Annotated in this window: 18 protein-coding genes; all 18 read right to left on the bottom strand. The window is 35.0% G+C overall.

The window, feature by feature from the left end:
• Positions 1 to 18: 18 nt before the first annotated feature.
• A complete protein-coding gene (locus ACZ11_RS18930) occupies positions 19 to 399 on the bottom strand; it encodes a flagellar protein FlaG (protein WP_049668096.1) in 381 nt (126 codons plus the stop codon).
• Between the two features lie 360 nt (positions 400 to 759).
• On the bottom strand, positions 760 to 1,914 hold the full coding sequence (locus tag ACZ11_RS18925) for a glycosyltransferase family protein (protein WP_049668095.1): 1,155 nt from the start codon (positions 1,912 to 1,914) through the stop codon (positions 760 to 762).
• A gap of 655 nt (positions 1,915 to 2,569) precedes the next feature.
• Entirely contained in the window at positions 2,570 to 3,259 is a 690-nt protein-coding gene (locus tag ACZ11_RS18915; protein WP_049668093.1) for an acylneuraminate cytidylyltransferase family protein, read from the bottom strand.
• Entirely contained in the window at positions 3,249 to 4,301 is a 1,053-nt protein-coding gene (locus tag ACZ11_RS18910; protein ID WP_049668092.1) for a nucleotidyltransferase family protein, read from the bottom strand. The genes ACZ11_RS18915 and ACZ11_RS18910 overlap by 11 nt, the downstream gene beginning before the upstream one ends.
• Before the next feature lie 4 nt (positions 4,302 to 4,305).
• Positions 4,306 to 4,929, bottom strand: a complete 624-nt coding sequence (locus ACZ11_RS18905; RefSeq protein WP_049668091.1) for an acetyltransferase — start codon at positions 4,927 to 4,929, stop codon at positions 4,306 to 4,308.
• Positions 4,922 to 6,001 (bottom strand): N-acetylneuraminate synthase, encoded by a 1,080-nt coding sequence (neuB, locus tag ACZ11_RS18900; RefSeq protein WP_049668090.1) that lies wholly within the window; start codon positions 5,999 to 6,001, stop codon positions 4,922 to 4,924. The genes ACZ11_RS18905 and neuB overlap by 8 nt, the downstream gene beginning before the upstream one ends.
• Positions 5,998 to 7,125 (bottom strand): UDP-N-acetylglucosamine 2-epimerase, encoded by a 1,128-nt coding sequence (neuC, locus tag ACZ11_RS18895; RefSeq protein ID WP_049668089.1) that lies wholly within the window; start codon positions 7,123 to 7,125, stop codon positions 5,998 to 6,000. Before neuC ends, neuB begins: the two co-directional genes overlap by 4 nt.
• 2 nt (positions 7,126 to 7,127) lie before the next feature.
• Positions 7,128 to 8,282: a LegC family aminotransferase gene (locus ACZ11_RS18890; RefSeq protein ID WP_049668088.1), complete on the bottom strand. Its 1,155-nt coding sequence runs from the start codon at positions 8,280 to 8,282 to the stop codon at positions 7,128 to 7,130.
• Positions 8,279 to 9,280, bottom strand: coding sequence for an NAD-dependent 4,6-dehydratase LegB (locus tag ACZ11_RS18885; protein ID WP_049668087.1), 1,002 nt, complete (start codon positions 9,278 to 9,280; stop codon positions 8,279 to 8,281). Before ACZ11_RS18885 ends, ACZ11_RS18890 begins: the two co-directional genes overlap by 4 nt.
• Positions 9,281 to 9,307: 27 nt before the next feature.
• A complete protein-coding gene (locus tag ACZ11_RS18880; RefSeq protein ID WP_049668086.1) occupies positions 9,308 to 9,658 on the bottom strand; it encodes a hypothetical protein in 351 nt (116 codons plus the stop codon).
• The gene (locus ACZ11_RS18875) at positions 9,659 to 11,347 is read right to left on the bottom strand and encodes a motility associated factor glycosyltransferase family protein (RefSeq protein WP_049668085.1); all 1,689 of its coding nucleotides are present in this window, start codon (positions 11,345 to 11,347) and stop codon (positions 9,659 to 9,661) included.
• A 103-nt stretch (positions 11,348 to 11,450) separates the two neighbouring features.
• Positions 11,451 to 12,296: a flagellin Hag gene (gene hag / locus ACZ11_RS18870; protein WP_049668084.1), complete on the bottom strand. Its 846-nt coding sequence runs from the start codon at positions 12,294 to 12,296 to the stop codon at positions 11,451 to 11,453.
• A gap of 201 nt (positions 12,297 to 12,497) precedes the next feature.
• Entirely contained in the window at positions 12,498 to 12,716 is a 219-nt protein-coding gene (csrA, locus tag ACZ11_RS18865; RefSeq protein WP_049668083.1) for a carbon storage regulator CsrA, read from the bottom strand.
• A complete protein-coding gene (gene fliW / locus ACZ11_RS18860; protein WP_049668082.1) occupies positions 12,716 to 13,159 on the bottom strand; it encodes a flagellar assembly protein FliW in 444 nt (147 codons plus the stop codon). The genes csrA and fliW overlap by 1 nt, the downstream gene beginning before the upstream one ends.
• Before the next feature lie 17 nt (positions 13,160 to 13,176).
• The gene (locus ACZ11_RS18855; protein WP_049668726.1) at positions 13,177 to 13,740 is read right to left on the bottom strand and encodes a DUF6470 family protein; all 564 of its coding nucleotides are present in this window, start codon (positions 13,738 to 13,740) and stop codon (positions 13,177 to 13,179) included.
• A 157-nt stretch (positions 13,741 to 13,897) separates the two neighbouring features.
• The gene (gene flgL / locus ACZ11_RS18850; RefSeq protein ID WP_049668081.1) at positions 13,898 to 14,818 is read right to left on the bottom strand and encodes a flagellar hook-associated protein FlgL; all 921 of its coding nucleotides are present in this window, start codon (positions 14,816 to 14,818) and stop codon (positions 13,898 to 13,900) included.
• A gap of 29 nt (positions 14,819 to 14,847) precedes the next feature.
• Positions 14,848 to 16,389, bottom strand: coding sequence for a flagellar hook-associated protein FlgK (flgK, locus tag ACZ11_RS18845; protein WP_049668080.1), 1,542 nt, complete (start codon positions 16,387 to 16,389; stop codon positions 14,848 to 14,850).
• Positions 16,390 to 16,452: 63 nt separating this feature from the next.
• Positions 16,453 to 16,953, bottom strand: coding sequence for a flagellar protein FlgN (locus ACZ11_RS18840; RefSeq protein ID WP_049668079.1), 501 nt, complete (start codon positions 16,951 to 16,953; stop codon positions 16,453 to 16,455).
• Positions 16,954 to 16,968 lie beyond the last annotated feature (15 nt).

Here is a 16,968-nt window from a genome sequence, read left to right as displayed (position 1 = left end):
AAATCCTCCTAAAAAGTCTTATATTTTTTCGTCTACAATCATACCTAAAAGTTTTTGCATTTCGTAAAAAGCATCTAATAACTTTTTCGGTGGTATTTCTTTCACGATTTCTTCTGTTTGAGTGTCTACGACTTGTATAAAATAACGCTCTAAACCATCGTGAAGTACAAATTTTGAAGAATTATGATTGATTTGCAAAAATTCATTCACTGTTTCTACAGCTTGTTGTAGTTTCTCTTTTGTTATTTCTTGCTCATTTATTTTTTGATTTTCTATTATTGGCTGTGGAGCTACTTGAGTAAATTCAGTAGGCTTTGTTGCATCTTCGGTATCTGCCACTCTAGTATTACTTGAAACAGCCAATGCTTCTACTGATTGTCCTTGCGGTACAATACGCATCATACCTGACCTCCTATGCTTTTCAATTACTTTTGTTTAATATCGGATAAATTTTGAAATATTTCACTTTTAAAATAAAGCTAATTAAAATAATTAGGAATGATTACATCCACTAGAAGTTTATAAACCAATAGGTATAAAAAAAGGATGAATTTCCGCATTATACAAGACGGAAATTCACCTTATAATATTTTTATTATAGCCCGAAACAATGATTGTAGAAGTATAAGTAAAATTATTGGCTGATGACCATAACAATACCAAAACTAATACAAATACGCCTCGTTTTACCAATACAAATATTGTCTTTTAACTTTGTCTAATACAGTTAGTACAGGCACATTAACCATATTCCCCTTATTAGTGCACTTCTACATCATTAAAAATATCAATAATCGACTGTGCTCGTTCTTCAAAAGTATGTGCACCTTTAATAGCCTGCCACGCTGCTTCAGACATTTTTTCACGTTTCTCATTATCTTTTAATATTGCCTGAACAGCCTCCACCATTGCGCTTAAATCATTAAAGTTATAGAACAATAATTCTTCATTTTCTGTAAATTGCTCTCTCAAATAAGGTGTTTCATTTGTCACTACCACAGAGCGTGCCGCCATCCCGGCAAAAACTCTCTCATGAGTACCATCACGAAGTAATGCTTGAAAACTCATAACAACCTTTGCCTGTCGCATCAATTCTTGAGTTTGCCAATAATTCACTGACTTATGAATAATCACATTGGGATAATTCATAAGAGGTGAATCTTCCCATCCTTTACCATAAATACTAATCGGCAAGCCTGCATCCGCAAGTGCTGTTACAACACTTAAACGGTTCACAGAATATATATATCTACCAATATCACGTACTAACTTTATGATATCCGGATTATCATTTAGACGTAAATCTATTGATACTCCCCGTTTCGCGAAAGCTTGTAAAAATTCATCTATGTAGTATTTTCTTGAATCTTCAAGACAATTATCTATAACTTCTTTACAAATTGCAAAAATAGCAGGTGGCTGGCTCTCAATGTACTTTGTATACATTGTCATATCTGAATAAGATCCACTCACTAAAATATCAATAGTTTTTTCCACTGGTTCCACTGACAATTCAATTGCAGCATGAGGTAACATATATATATTGGATATATTTAGGCCAAAATGCTCTAAATTATTTACATCATTTCGATCCATCACAGTCAAAATATCTTGTGGTCGTAAATTTTCAAGGCGACCTAAATGATCAATCGGATGATCGATAAGTAAATAAATATAAGGAGCTTTAATGACTTCCTCTATAATCTCTTTACTTTCTAAAAACAAACCGTTAAATGAAATTACAGCATCTACATCTAAGCCTAATAATGCAATAACTTGATCATTAACTGAATATTTCCCATCTAAAACAATTGTTTCTATCCCCTTCTTCTCAAGTCCCTTCGCTAAAGCATCCATCCAATAACGTAATACATTATAATTTGATTGCCCTTTTATTAATACTACTTTTTTCATACAATTTACCCACTCCAATTCCCTGAAATTTAAGATATTAATGTAAGTATCCTAATTTAGTTACTTGAATTAATTTCATAAATTTAAACCCTTTAGTATCAAGGGTTTAAAAACAATAAAAAAGAGCACCTCCCAAAATTCGATATAATGGTAGCAACCAAGCTAAACCATACTGAATGAGGTAAATGCATCTCGCTATAGATGCCACACATTTCGAATCATGCGACGCAGCGAAACCTTCGGAGAAAAAAGAGCCTGCACCACCAAAAAAAACGCCGACGCAAATCAAAAGTAGAACGAGACGCTTGGCTCACGGAACAGGAAGAAATCAAAGCCAATCAGTCAACTTATGAAAAAGAAATCAAGGACCCACTCGATACACTGTGGCAAGAAGTGCCCGTCGAACCGAGTTGGGGCATCAAAAAGAACAATAACGGCAAAAATACGTTTTGATTTGGCTTTAAAGGGCATCTCGCGGTGACCACAAAGAGTCAATATATCGTTGGACACCTCATGACATCTGCTAGTTTGTCAGATCTTAATAGGAGTAATCTAAGCTCTTAGAAAATACGATTTAAGAAATTGATTCAAATATGGTTTTTTTATCTCATACCAAAATAAAATATTTCTCTATGTTTAATAAAGGTAAAGAATATTAATAGTGATTTTGATTTTCGCGTATTTTCCACTCACAAAATGAAAAATCCTCTTCAGTATCTATATCATAGGAATGACTTTTTTCCATAATATATCCAATTGTTTCATCAGTAATAAATGATTTTGTCTTTTGTAACCAACTAGTTTCACCCACATAAACAGCTCCATTTAGAGCATACACACTCGGTAAATCCTGCCTTCTTGTAGTTAGCTGCTTTTGTTCTATTAAAGGTTTTATAGTTTTATCCTCTAAGGTATACATCCAATATGGTGATTTCTCAGGCTCTGTTACTGAAACACAGAATTTTGCTCCTTGTTCTATAATATATTCAATACAGCTGTCTATATCTGCAACGGTTCGTAATGGTGAAGTTGGCTGCAATAATACCACATAATCATATCCAGGGCACTGTTCAATCGCATGAAGGACTGGACCTATTCCCGGCGTATCATCTTGTGCAAGTTCCCTTGGTCTTACAAACGGGACTTCACACCCATATTTTTTTGCTATATCTATTATTTCCCGATCTTCCGAGGATAAAATTGTTCGAGTAATATATTTCGATTTATTTGCTGCTTCAATCGTCCACGCAATTAATGGTTTTCCAGCTAGTTCTTTAATATTTTTACGAGGTACACCTTTAGATCCCCCGCGTGCAGAAATAATTGCTAAAATTTTAGGTTGCATTTGAGAACTCCTTGAATTCATTATTTGCCCTATTAAAATCATCTATCTGTCCAATATCTAACCAATATTCCCGAATTGGAAAAACAGATGTTTTTTTATTTTTCTCAATTAACTGTTCAAACAGAGTTGGCATATCATAAAATTCATCGTCTGGAATATAGTCTAGCACCTCAGGATTTAATACATAAATACCAGCATTGACAAAGCTACGATGAATGGGTTTTTCCTTTATCTTTACTAAATCAGTACCGATAGTTTCAATCACACCATACGGAATTTGATATTCATATTCTCTCACACACATCGTAGCAACTGACTGATGCTCAATATGAAACTGCATAAGCTGTTCAAAATTCACCTGTGTTAGCAAGTCTCCATTCATCACAAAAAATGGCTTTGTTGGTCGATTTTCTAGTAAAGAAAGCGCCCCTGCCGTTCCCATTCGTTTGTCTTCTTCAATATAATCAATCGTTACATCTAACGCTTCCCCATTATTGAAATAGTCCTGAATAACTTCTTTTTTATAGTTTACAGAGAAAATAAAATGTGAATAGCCATATTGTTTAAAACCTTCAATTATTGTTTCTAAAATTGGCTTGTTTCCTATTTTCAGCATTGGCTTTGGTATGTCATTTGTAAGGGGTCGTAGTCTAGTCCCCAAGCCCCCAAGCATTAAAACAACAGTATTTTTATTTAACGGAGCTTCCATACTATCCGCAAATAAAATATTTATAATTCTACTTGATTCATCAACAATAGGTAGATGCCTTAACATTTTAGCTTTCATTAATTGTTTATATTTATAAGCTTTTTGTCCGATTTTCGCACTTATCGGATCGGGATTCATAATAGTGTTAATTGGTACTTCGAGTCCCTCACCACGCAAAATACCGCGACGAATATCCCCATCGGTTACTGTTCCAAGTAAACGTTGTTCCTCATCTACTACAACAGCAAATTGTAAAGACGAATCATCTATAATTTTCATTGTATCTAATAATGTTTGGTTTGGGGTAACTAATGTTTTTTGCCATTGCTTCATAGAATTACACTTCCTTTGCAGGTACGCCAACTGCTTTTATGCCATTTGCAATATTACTAACCACTACTGCTCCTGCACCAATTAAACAATTTGATCCTATATGAATGCCCTGGATAATTGTTGCACCTGTTCCGACATGTGTTCCTTTTTGTATATTAACACTGCCAGATATTTTAGTGCCTGGCGCAATATGTATATGGGAACCTATTTGACAATCATGATCAATTAGCGCACCAGTGTTTATAATACTATTATCGGCAATTGTTGTATTCGTTTGAATAATAGTACCAGCCATTATTTGAACTCCTCGTCCTAATTGAACGGAAGGAGCAATAATGGCTGAAGGATGGATTACAGATTTAAAATGATACTTTCTTTGCGTAAACGCATTAAATATTTTTTCTCGTAATGGTGACGGCTTAACAGCCCCTATAGCAAGTACTAGTTCAATGTCAGATGGATTATGAACTTCTATTACCTCATCAGATCCTAAGTAAGTTAAATCAAAATCATTCTCTTCTATAGTCGGTGCAGTAAATCCGATAATCGTTTGCTTCTGTGCAAGTAAAATTTCTGTTAATACCGAGGCATGTCCGCCATTCCCAATAATAATAATTGGTTTATTCATCTATTAGCTCATCCTCTTCATATGATTTTGAAGCAATTTCACCGATGAAAGACCAATATTTAGAAGGTTGAATACCATCTCCAGGTCTTTTTACAGTCAAATTGCTAACAGAGAATACTTCACCTGCTTGTATCGGATTTTTAGCAACTAAGCTTTTCCGTGCAGGAATACGATTTTGTAGTTCTATAGGTGTTGGACTTTTTATGCCATCTCCTAATGCCTGTTCTACTTCTCTAATTCCTATTATCATTGACTTAAGTTCATCTGGATTTAATGAGGCCACATGATCTGGTCCTTCTAACGTTTTATCTAATGTAAAATGCTTTTCTATTACTGTTGCACCCATACCTACTGCTGCAAGCGGGATATTGATTCCTTCAGAATGATCTGATAATCCGATAGGTAATTGAAAGACTTTTTTCATTTCAAGCATTGCTTTTAAATTAATGGAATCCATTGGCGCTGGATATTGTGTCGTACAATGTAAAAGTGTTACATATTTTTTTAACGCCGCTTTCGCTTCTTCAGTAGCATAAAAATTATATACTCGCTCTATCGTAACAGGTTCCTTAGATTTCACTAAACCATAGGATATAAATGCTAATGCCTCATGAATCTCTTCGACAGTTGCCATTCCAGTGGATAAGATAATTGGTTTTTGTTTCGTTGCAATATAATGAATAAATGGTGCATTCGTTAATTCTCCTGAAGGAATTTTAGCCGTTGCAATCTCAATTTCATCTAGTAAAAAATCGACACTTTCAAAGTCAAAAGGTGTCGATAGAAATTCTATTTGCTCTGTTTGACAAAATGACTGTAATTCAATAAATTCCTCGTAAGTTAATTCAAGCTTTTTTAACATTGCAAATTGAGATGTTGCTTCTTTTAAATTTTCAACTTGATATGCTGCTTGCTGTGCCTGCTTTGTAACTAGATTTTCTGCTTTAAATGTTTGAAATTTTACTGCGTCTGCCCCTGCTTCTTTTGCAACCATTACAAGCTCTTTTGCCATTTTCAATGAACCATTATGATTGACACCTGCTTCAGCGATGATATACGTTTTATTCTTCATAAATCATAAAACCCCTTTTGAATAGAAAATGAAGGTAAACTGCGTAATACTGTAATTATTTTTTCAGATACTATTCCATCACCAAATATATGTTCATACTTATTGCTAAATTCCCTTGCTTTTTCAATAGTATTACGTATATTTTCAGTATCCATATTTGTATTAAATACTGAATTGGGATGCTCACGCCCTTCCTGACGGTTTCCACAATTAACAGTAGGTGTCTCTAAATAAGGAACTTCAATTAACCCACTCGAAGAATTTCCAATAACAACATCAGCATTCTTCACTGCACTTAAATACTTTAACTGACCCAGTGAATCAAATATTTTAGCATTACTATGATTTAATACGAATTGTTGAATAGATTCATTAATCATCCTTCCTCCATTATCAGCATTCGATTTAGTAAACACTAAATTAATATCAGGATAATTTTCCAATGCCTTTAACAATTCGTATATCCCATTTATATGACCATTCGTCTCAGGATGATATGTTATTAAAAACATAGGTCTTTGCTCATCAAGCTGTAGTTTTTGAAATAGTTCATGTCGCGTCAGGAGGTTCAAATTCGCAATATTTTCTATTCCGAGAGCACCGACATTATAGACACGCTCTGGAGATTCGCCTAATTGAATAACACGTTTACGATGGGATTCTGTACTTGTAAAATGCCAGGTAGCCATTTTTGTAATGGAATGACGAATAGCATCATCATACGCACCAAAAGTACATTCACCCCCATGTATATGTGCAATAGGTATTTGCATAATAAGCGCTGTTTGAGCAACTGCTAACATTTCAAAACGATCACCTAAAATGATAATCAAATCTGGTTGCAAACGGTTAAGTGCATCTGTAAAACTAATTGTGGCAAGTCCTATCGATTTCACGATGCCAGTGGGAGAATCCGCAGATAAAAGAATTTCTATTTTTTCATCAATCAAAAAACCATCATTTTCAATTTCTTTATATGTGCTTCCAAACTCTGGAGATAAATGCATTCCCGTTACAATCATTTGTAAATCAAATTCTTTATCTTTTTGAAGTTGCTTGGCAAGATTTGATAATAAACCGTACTCTGCTCTAGTACCAGTCACAATACAAATTTTACGTTTCATCGTTATCCCTCACTTATTGGTGTGCTAGGAATATTGACAACACATTTATTTAACTGTTCTGTCACACTTAAATCTGATTTTGGACAGTTTTGATATATTGCTAAATGGTGCATCGGCGTCCAAATTGGGCGACTCATTACACCTTGCTCATTTAAAAAGTCCAACACCTCATCACGATTAAATCGCTCGTCAAGTAGAATTGTTTGTAGCCAATAATTACTTCTAGTATTTGCAGGCTCTTTAAATAAATGAACACCATCTAAATTAACTAACCATTGCTCATACTGCTCGGTTAACTCGCGCTTTTGTTGGATAAACATCGGCATTTTTTCTAATTGCGCACAGCCTAACGCTGCGTTTAAATTCGGCATGCGGTAATTAAACCCGATTTCATCGTGCTCATATTTCCAACGATGCGGAACTTTAGCAGTCGTTGTTAAATGTTTTGCATAGTCAGCTATTGCATCATCATTTGTTACAATTGCGCCGCCACCGCCAGTTGTCATTATTTTATTGCCGTTAAAGCTCAATGCACTTACTTTTCCAAAGCAACCTGTATGTTTTCCGTTATAATACGAACCTAATGACTCTGCTGCATCTTCAACAAGAGTCAAATTATACATTTCACATACTTGAAGTAAACCCTCTACATCAACTGCATGACCGAATGTATGCATCGGTACAAGTGCTGAAATACGTCTTCCTGTTTCTCTATTATAAAGCTGATTGTTTTGTAGTTTTCCAATTTGCTCTAAGTAGATTTTTAATTTATCTGCATCAACACCTAATGTATTAAAGGAAACATCTATAAAGTGTGGAACTGCACCTAAATATGACACAGCATTAGCTGTTGCAATAAAAGTAAGTGAAGGCATTAAAACTTCGTCTTCCGCCTTTACGCCTGCAACCTTTAATGCAATATGCAGTGCAGCTGTACCATTTACAACAGCAACTGCACGCTTAACACCGACAAATTTAGCTAAGTCTTCCTCAAAACGATTAACATAAGCTCCCACTGAGGAAACCCAACCTGTTTTTACACAATCCGTCACATATTCAACTTCTTTATCATTGAATGTGGGCTCATGCAAAGGCACAAACTCTTTTCCATAAAACTGCTTTACATTATCTGCAAATTCCAACCATTGAGTATTCATATATTATAAACATCTGCCTTATATTTAGATAAGTTCTTAGGATTTGTAAACCATTCTATTGTTTCTTCAAGACCTCGACGGAAGCCTTCTTTGCCACCATATTGTGGCTCCCACCCAAGTAGTTCCTTCGCCTTTTTATTCTCTGCCCAAAGGCGTTCGACTTCACTTTTTTCAGGACGGAAACGTTGTTCATCTGTTTCGATAGTTAAATCTACACCCATAATATCTGCAATCATTTGTGCAGTTTCACCAATTGAAACCTCATAATTTGAACCAATATTAATGACTTCACCAATTGAATTAGTAGATTCCATTACAGATATAAAACCGTTAACTGTATCTTTCACATAGTTAAAATCACGTGTAGGGCTTATAGCTCCTAGCTTAATGTTTGTGTTGCCACTTGCCAGCTGACTTATAATCGTCGGTATAACCGCGCGAGCAGATTGTCGTGGTCCATATGTATTAAACGGACGAATAATAGATACAGGTGTATCAAATGAGCGATAAAATGACAAAGCCATTTGATCAGCACCTATTTTTGATGCAGAATAAGGTGATTGTCCTTGTAATGGATGCTCTTCATCGATCGGTACATATAATGCTGTCCCATATACTTCACTTGTAGAAGTGTGTACCACCTTTTCTACGCCTAACTCTTTCGCTGCTTGTACAACATTTAATGTCCCTGTCACATTTGTATCTACATAAGTTGCAGGAGAATGATAGGAATATGGAATTGCAATTAAAGCTGCTAAATTAAGGACATGTGTACAACTCTTCATAGCTTCTTTAACACCATACGGATCACGGATATCCCCCGCAAACACATCCAATGATGATTTAATTTCCGATGATGACTGGTCTAACCAACCCCATGAATTAAATGAATTGTAGTAAACAAAAGCACGTACATTATATCCTTGACGTACTAATTCTTCCGTTAAATGAGAGCCAATAAAACCGTCAGCACCCGTTACTAGAATTTTTTTTGTCATATTATAAACAACCTTTACATAAAAATTTTAATTATTTGATGGTACTTCATACGGCTTACAGTTTTCGAAAAAGGGTTTAATCTCATATTCAAAAATATCAGCAATTAAAATAAAGTCTTGTATTTCAAGTCCGCTGTTGATCTGTTCTAAAAATTCATGATTTTTTTCCATACTCATATGATTTTGATATCCAAAATGAGCCAGTTTTTCATTTACCTCTGCTAACCATTCAACACCTTCACTAAATTGCAAAATCATTTGAAGTGCCTCTGTAAAATTATCTGTTTTTATTTTATTTACAATACTATTACAACCATCAATAATTTGATTTAAATATTTATTATAGCTAATTACTGTTTCAATAATTAGTTCATTCATTTATATTCTCTCCTTTTTTAACAATCCGATTAATTTTTCTAAATGTATCTCAGTTTCTTTTGTTGCTTCTAACATTTCAGAATATAACATTTTATTTTGCTTATAAATACGCGTATATGCATCTATCGATGATTCATTTTTTGTTGGTTTGAAGTACTTTAATACATTTATATTAATTGTTTGAAATGATATTTCGAGTACCGTTCGTTCACTAAATTTCTGTATTTTTTCATCATTTTCATCTAATTTTCTTAAAATATCATTTGAAAAGTTAGTTTTAGAGTTATTTGATTTAAGTAAATCTAGAGATTTTTTAAATAGCTTTTTTAGTTGTACATAATTCTCTTTTTCCTTTTCTAATTCTGGAAGCATTTTTTTTAGATTTTGAGCAAAAGACACATTCGGATTATCTACTCTATCAGTTGCTATCGAATTTATAGCATATTTATTTAGAAATTCTACAAATGGCATGTTTTTCATACCTTTAATCAATGCCCCGCCTTCTGTACAATTAAAAACTATTCTATTTTCCCCTAGAGTTTTATATAGTTTTTCAAATGATTCTTTCATGGTCATAAATACATAATCACTTAAAACTTTTTCTCCATAATATCCATCGATTTGAATGAAAATTTTTTCACTCTCGCTAATTTCTTCTAACTGTCTAGAATTTTTATTAAAATCAGCGTGCGTCTTATTATTAGTAAAAGCTAAATCTTGACCAATAATAGATATGGGCCCTGTAGTTATATATGTAGCTAAAGAGTATGCATAATTTGCTACGGATGTACCTCCTGATAAAAAGGGCACTGGTTCTTCAATAAACTTTTGTAAATGTCTATCCATCGTAGAGTTTGCTGTAAAGTAATAGCCTTCATTACTAAACACTGGACGGATTAAATGATGATTGTACAAAGTATATATTATCTTACTATCAATATTTTTTATATCTTTAAAATGATTAAAATTTGCCTCGCTACCATCTACAGTTATAACGTAGTCAGGCTGTATGTTATTGTGCAGTAATGTATTAACCGTTGAACCAGCAGCAATAAGAATTATATTATTTCTATATAATTTCAAGTTATCTAACTGTTTCGTTAAAGAGGGTCCCCCAGAAGCAATAACAACAGGTGCACTATACTTTTCCTTTAGTTTTAAAATAGACTGATCTTTTAATATATACTGAAGATTCAACAAATAGTTTTCAGGCCATTGTTTATTGAAAAACCTATGTGTTGATTCTGCTACGAAATCTGAATGCATCTTCTTATTTATAGCATTCAGAACTTGGGAATAAATATAATTATCTATTTTATCGTAATTAGGAGATATTATTACATTGATATTATCAGTTAGCGTAATATTTTCATCTAACTTCTCTCTTATTGCTGCTTCTGAAGATGCTGAAATAACTATTAAATCTTTTAGCTCATCAACTATACTAAGTATTGGTTCAATAACAATTATTTTCTCACCATTTTTTGCCTTTTTCTGTATAGCTTTTACAAAATGACCAGCACCATACCCATATATTAGCTGTAACCTTTCAGGTTTAAAATTTTTATCTGCGAACTCACTCGCTTCTTTAGACGGGTTATATTTGCTATGTAAAAAATAATCATTAATTTTAACTGTTTTCTCACCGTTTTTGGTATTTAAATATTCTATATAATATTTTGATTCCAATTTATTCACCTCTAAGTCTTTTATCGGTCTTCAAATTGAAATATAAAGAAAAACCCACTCTCTAAATTAGAGAGTAGGTTTCACATTAAAGATTTTCAATCAATTATTGTAATAATTGAAGAACGCCTTGAGGTTGTTGGTTAGCTTGAGCTAGCATAGATTGTGCAGCTTGAGTAAGGATGTTGTTCTTAGTGAACGCCATCATCTCAGCAGCCATGTCAGTATCACGGATACGTGATTCAGCAGCTGTTAAGTTTTCAGATGCAGCACCTAAGTTGTTAATAGTATGTTCTAAACGGTTTTGAACAGCACCTAATGCAGAACGTTGTGTAGATACTTTTTTGATTGCATTGTCGATTACTGAGATAGCACTACTTGCAGCAGTACCCGCACCAATCGATGCTTTAGTTAAATCTGTATCTAATGCTGAAACTGTCATAGTACCAATACCTAATTGCATTGTTTGACCTTTGTTAGCACCAATTTGGAATGTTAATGAACCATTTTTTGTTGCTGATGCTGCACCTTGAAGGTCACCATTTAATAATTTCTTTTCATTGAACTCAGTAGTATTAGCAATACGGTCGATTTCTGATTTTAATTGTTGAACTTCATCTTGTAAGAATTTACGGTCAGTATTTTCGTTAGTATCATTACGAGATTGAACTGCTAATTCACGCATACGTTGTAGGATTGCGTGAGTTTCGTTAAGAGCACCCTCAGCAGTTTGGATTAAAGAGATAGAATCTTGAGAGTTTTTAGTCGCCATATCAAGACCTTTGATTTGAGCGCGCATTTTCTCAGAGATTGCTAAACCAGCAGCGTCATCGCCAGCACGGTTGATTTTGTAACCAGAAGATAATTTCTCAAGGTTTTTAGCTGATTGAGAGTTGTTGAAAGCTAGGTTACGGTGTGTGTTTAAAGCTGAAATGTTGTGTTGAATTCTCATTTAGAATTCCTCCTTGAATGTTTGTTTTTGTTATTCCACATCCGTGTGGAATATAGGATTAGGTAGTTATGTACTTCCTGCCCCTTACAATCTATATATCGTAATTACTTGGAAATGTTTAATAGTTTTTTAAAAACTTTTTTTATTTTTTTTATGTAATAGATTCTGAGTTTAGATTTTTGATAAAACAGACAATATATTTTATTTTTTCTTTAGGTGTTCCAAGAAATTTGATGATGATGATAGAGCTTCTTTGTTTTGAGCTTGTATGGCTTCAAAAACTTCCGAACGGTGTACTTTGACTGTTTTAGGGGCGACTATACCTAACTTAATTTGTTCACCTTCTACTGCTAATATTTTTATTTCGATATGGTCGCCAATCATAATAGATTCATCTTTCTTACGTGATAAGACTAGCATTACTTCGCACTTCCTTCCAATGTTTGCATTGGATAGCGTAATGGAAAGGCTTTGTTATCTTGAAGAACAATTTGTTTACCACATTTTTTATCCATGTTAATAACTAATGGTGCAAGTAAATTAATAGTAGAGTCCTGTAGTGTTTCCTTCATTGTAACAACCGAGTACGTTAGAACATCTTCTTCATTTTCAATTTGAAGTTGTTCCAAATCCTCTTCACTTAAATCAAAGCTAAAGTCTTTTTTGAAGGCGAATGGATAAGCAACTACAAAGCCTATTTCAACTTGCTCAACTGATTGTAATAATACTAATGGATGTTCTTCAGAAATAGGTAATAATACGAATCTTTTATGATCCTCTAATCCGAGTAACCCTTGTTCAAACGTAAGTATGTCTTTTTCAACAATTTCAACTTCACCTAAAAATTTTGTTGCAATTTTCATCTGTTCCTTGCACTCCTTTAAATGATGACATTGGTGTCAACATCCGGTCTTTGTATCATTGTACCAGTTACTTTTCCTGGTGTGTATTCATGGGTTGGTTTGTTCACTTTTGCGTCAATTTTTGGCTCTCTTCGCTGAATATTGACATCTGTTGTCCCTGGTGTATAGTCAATTTTCACAGAACCTATAGATGGGACAAATTTAATATTAAATGGCGTCCGGTGTGGTCCATGATTTTGTTTCGCGATATTTTGGATAGTTGCACGGCCCTGACCTTTACCAGCATTGTCCATCATTTGACGTCCCTCACTCGCTCTACGTGCCATCCCCTTGAGTGCCTCTTGTTTTCCCTTTTCTGCGTAGTTTGCACTTGATTCCAATGGGCCTATCATCCCTATATCTCTTCTTGCCTGAGAAGAATCAATTTTTAAAACGCCTCTAGTCGTATGAATTTCCAAAATAGCAGCTGGCTGTTCAATATGTTGAGTAGCTTTAGGTTGTTTAATATATTGTTGCGGCTTTGATATATTAAGGTCTATTTTAGCGTCTGTTGTATGAATTTGGATTTGCGGGAGCCTCATATAAACCTCTCCTTTCAATAAAAGCGCCTGAACATATTGTTCAAACGCTCTGTTATTCATTATAAAGTTTGCCCCTGTCGCTTCGCTTTCGGGGCAGAACCTTTCGCTTCGCGTTTGCCCCTGTCGCTTCGCTTTCGGGGCAGAACCTTAGTAGATTTTAACGGATAAAATCTACTAAGGTTTGCTGAATGATTTTTGCTCCTACGGATAGAGCGGCTTGGTGAATGGATTCCTGTGTAACCATATCTGTAATCGTCTTCGTATAGTCTGTGTCTTCATTGGCAGATAGTTGTTTTGTTACATTTACTTCTTGAAGACTTAGTCGATTTCCCATCATCTCTACACGATTTTGACGAGCTCCGACATCTGCTCTTAAAGTCAATGTATTTTCGTAAATACCATCTAAACCAGGAATTTTATTAGCACCATTTGTTACTTCTAAACCAAGTGCACTGCCAATCTCCGGACCTGTCGCACCACTTTCTAAAAGTGTTGTTACGTGCGTCATAAACCCATCAATATTCTCAAATAAATCAGCACCCGGAGTATTAATATTCATTGAGATACCATCAAAAACGTTGATTTCAATCGCCTTCTGTCCTCCGGTGGTAATATCTGGGTTTTGCGGACCGGCTTTATCAGTATAAAGTGGTTGATTTGTGTGCGTGCCTGAAAAGATATAGTTTTCGCCCACTTTTGTATTGGCGATATCACGCAATTGTTCCTTAATATGTTGCATTTCTGCATTGATTTTTTGACGATCATCAGCGGTATTTGTATCGTTAGCAGCTTGTATAATAAGCTCCTTTACACGTTTTAATGCTCCGCCTACTTGATCAAGCGCTTCGTCTGTTGTATCTAGCCATGTATTTGCTTCACGTAGATTCCGTTGGTATTGTTGGTTTTTATCAAGCTCTATACGATAGCCCATTCCCTTTACCGCTACAACTGGATCATCGGATGGTCTTGAAATTACACTACCTGAGTCCAACATATCTTGATATTTAGACATTTTATTATAGCTTGTATTTAAATTGCGTAGCATATTACTCGATAGCATTGATTGTGTAACGCGCATAAATTTATCTCCTCTCAGTCAAATGGCTATTATAGCCCTACTCTTCCCATACCATTGATGATTTTATCTAATGTTTCATCTACCACTGTAATCATACGTGCATTGGCATTGTATGCTTGCTGGAATGTTATCATATTAGTCATCTCTTCATCTAAGGAAACGGAGTTCATTGAATCACGACGTTTAGAAATTTCCAAATGCATTGATTCAGAGTTGAATGCACTACGCGCAGCTTCCTGTCCCTTAACCGCTAAGTCCCCTACTAATGATTTATAATAGTTTTGGAATGTACCTTTCTTTAAGTTATCTTGAGCCTGCGATTGCAGCGCTGCTAACTTACGCATGTTTCCGTTATTACCTTCCTCACCCGCCGTATCAGATACAGCTACTTGCTTCGGATCGGTAATCACTACCTTAAAATCACGTGCAGTCGTCCCAGAGAAAAAGTTCTGACCTGTACTATCATCTAAACCAAAACCTTTACTATGAACTTCATTAAATTTTGTTATAAATTCATTTGCTAGATTATCTAAATTAGCAAGCATTTCTGGATAAGTACCTTGTCCACCGCTATGTCCATACGCATCAATTAATGCACGTAATGAACCTTTACCAGGGTCCATTTGACTGTAATCAATTGCAATTCCATTCACTGGATCTCCTGGTGGCTCGCCAATAGCAGAAATTTTAATTTCCTTAAAGTTAGCATAGCTCCCTGTCGCTTGATCATCTACATCACCATCAATGCGTTGATCGTTCGTGTCCATCGTTGCAAGTGCAGCATATTGTTTACCATCTACTAATTTAATAGGGGTACCGTCCGCTGATACATATGTAATCGTCATTGAACCTTCAGCTACATCTTTTGCTAAACCACCTGATTTTTGCAATGAAACAGTTACAGGAATATATTCATTTAACTGATCTACTAATACATCACGTGCATCATATAAATCATTCGGCACATATCCACTCGGCTCAACTTCTTGAATTTGTTTATTAAGAGCTGCAATTTGTTTAAGAATTGAATTCACTTTATCCGTCAATACATTAATTTCATTCCCGATATTACCTTGGATCTGTTTTAGCTGTCTATCCATATAATTAAAGGACTCAGCAATTGCAGTTCCTTTAGAAATTAATACCTGACGTGCAGCTGTATCTTTCGGATTGTCAATAATATCCTCCATAGACTTCCAAAAATCTGTAAATGATTGGTTAATACCAAACTCTGAAGGCTCTGACATGATATCTTCCATCTGCGAAATTGATTTTGCCGTTGAATCCCAATAACCCAACTTATTCGTTTCTTGACGATATTGTCGATCGGTAAATTGATCACGGATGCGTTGAATCGAGCTTACTTCTACCCCTGTTCCAAGATGTCCTGGATAGACAGGCTGATTTAAGCCTGGACTTGGAAAACCAGGAGTTGCTTGCATATTTGCTCGTTGGCGAGTGAAACCTAATGTATTTGCATTGGAAATATTATGTCCTGTTGTGTATAAAGCTGTTTGTTGTGTAAATAAACCACGTTTACTAGCTTCTAAGCCCATAAATGTTGAGCGCATTTTTTTTCCTCCTTTTTATACGTTTATAATTCCAAGCAAAGTTTCTTACATGGGCGCAGGAAACTATGCTTGAGAATCGAAAAATGATTTTTTGGCAACCTTATTTGTTCCGCGTATCTCACTGCCAGAGTAGTTCATTTGCTCGGTCCGAGGTCGTAAAGTATCCATTGTGAGATTGACAAATTGTAGTGACTGGAACACTAGTTTTTGATTTAGATCATTTTGTTTTTTTAAGTCGTTGATTATTTGCAATAATCGATTGCGCACTGCTGAGAGCGTGTCTTTGTCAGTCTGTTGTTCAGCAGCCTCGATGACATCAGCGACAGTTGTTTTGTCAGTTGAAGCAAATCCTTTTGCTTCAAGGTAATCCGTTACCTGTTTCTGACGCTGTTGCTCGAGCTTATCGATGGCCGCTACATGCGCCTGCTCATCCTTGAGCATTTGGTCTAGTGCTTCGACATTCCCAACTGTAATGATTTCAGTTTTTTTAAAGGCTAGTTCAAGTAAGCTTTTGTGCATTCTTTCTAGCTTTGTTAATGTAGAACAGATCGCTTCTGTAGTCATATTGCTAAGCACCCT

The organism is Lysinibacillus xylanilyticus (assembly GCF_001183605.1).
In the GTDB taxonomy this organism is placed as follows: domain Bacteria; phylum Bacillota; class Bacilli; order Bacillales_A; family Planococcaceae; genus Lysinibacillus; species Lysinibacillus xylanilyticus.
Note: the sequence above shows the minus strand (reverse complement) of the source record. Positions and strands in the feature narration are given on the sequence as shown.

Excerpts from the sequence above, each read along its gene's own strand:
- ACZ11_RS18930 (WP_049668096.1), bottom strand. The coding sequence starts at position 399 with ATGCGTATTGTACCGCAAGGACAATCAGTAGAAGCATTGGCTGTTTCA.
- ACZ11_RS18925 (WP_049668095.1), bottom strand. The coding sequence starts at position 1,914 with ATGAAAAAAGTAGTATTAATAAAAGGGCAATCAAATTATAATGTATTA.
- ACZ11_RS18915 (WP_049668093.1), bottom strand. The coding sequence starts at position 3,259 with ATGCAACCTAAAATTTTAGCAATTATTTCTGCACGCGGGGGATCTAAA.
- ACZ11_RS18910 (WP_049668092.1), bottom strand. The coding sequence starts at position 4,301 with ATGAAGCAATGGCAAAAAACATTAGTTACCCCAAACCAAACATTATTA.
- ACZ11_RS18905 (WP_049668091.1), bottom strand. The coding sequence starts at position 4,929 with ATGAATAAACCAATTATTATTATTGGGAATGGCGGACATGCCTCGGTA.
- neuB (WP_049668090.1), bottom strand. The coding sequence starts at position 6,001 with ATGAAGAATAAAACGTATATCATCGCTGAAGCAGGTGTCAATCATAAT.
- neuC (WP_049668089.1), bottom strand. The coding sequence starts at position 7,125 with ATGAAACGTAAAATTTGTATTGTGACTGGTACTAGAGCAGAGTACGGT.
- ACZ11_RS18890 (WP_049668088.1), bottom strand. The coding sequence starts at position 8,282 with ATGAATACTCAATGGTTGGAATTTGCAGATAATGTAAAGCAGTTTTAT.
- ACZ11_RS18885 (WP_049668087.1), bottom strand. The coding sequence starts at position 9,280 with ATGACAAAAAAAATTCTAGTAACGGGTGCTGACGGTTTTATTGGCTCT.
- ACZ11_RS18880 (WP_049668086.1), bottom strand. The coding sequence starts at position 9,658 with ATGAATGAACTAATTATTGAAACAGTAATTAGCTATAATAAATATTTA.
- hag (WP_049668084.1), bottom strand. The coding sequence starts at position 12,296 with ATGAGAATTCAACACAACATTTCAGCTTTAAACACACACCGTAACCTA.
- csrA (WP_049668083.1), bottom strand. The coding sequence starts at position 12,716 with ATGCTAGTCTTATCACGTAAGAAAGATGAATCTATTATGATTGGCGAC.
- fliW (WP_049668082.1), bottom strand. The coding sequence starts at position 13,159 with ATGAAAATTGCAACAAAATTTTTAGGTGAAGTTGAAATTGTTGAAAAA.
- ACZ11_RS18855 (WP_049668726.1), bottom strand. The coding sequence starts at position 13,740 with ATGAGGCTCCCGCAAATCCAAATTCATACAACAGACGCTAAAATAGAC.
- flgL (WP_049668081.1), bottom strand. The coding sequence starts at position 14,818 with ATGCGCGTTACACAATCAATGCTATCGAGTAATATGCTACGCAATTTA.
- flgK (WP_049668080.1), bottom strand. The coding sequence starts at position 16,389 with ATGCGCTCAACATTTATGGGCTTAGAAGCTAGTAAACGTGGTTTATTT.
- ACZ11_RS18840 (WP_049668079.1), bottom strand. The coding sequence starts at position 16,953 with ATGACTACAGAAGCGATCTGTTCTACATTAACAAAGCTAGAAAGAATG.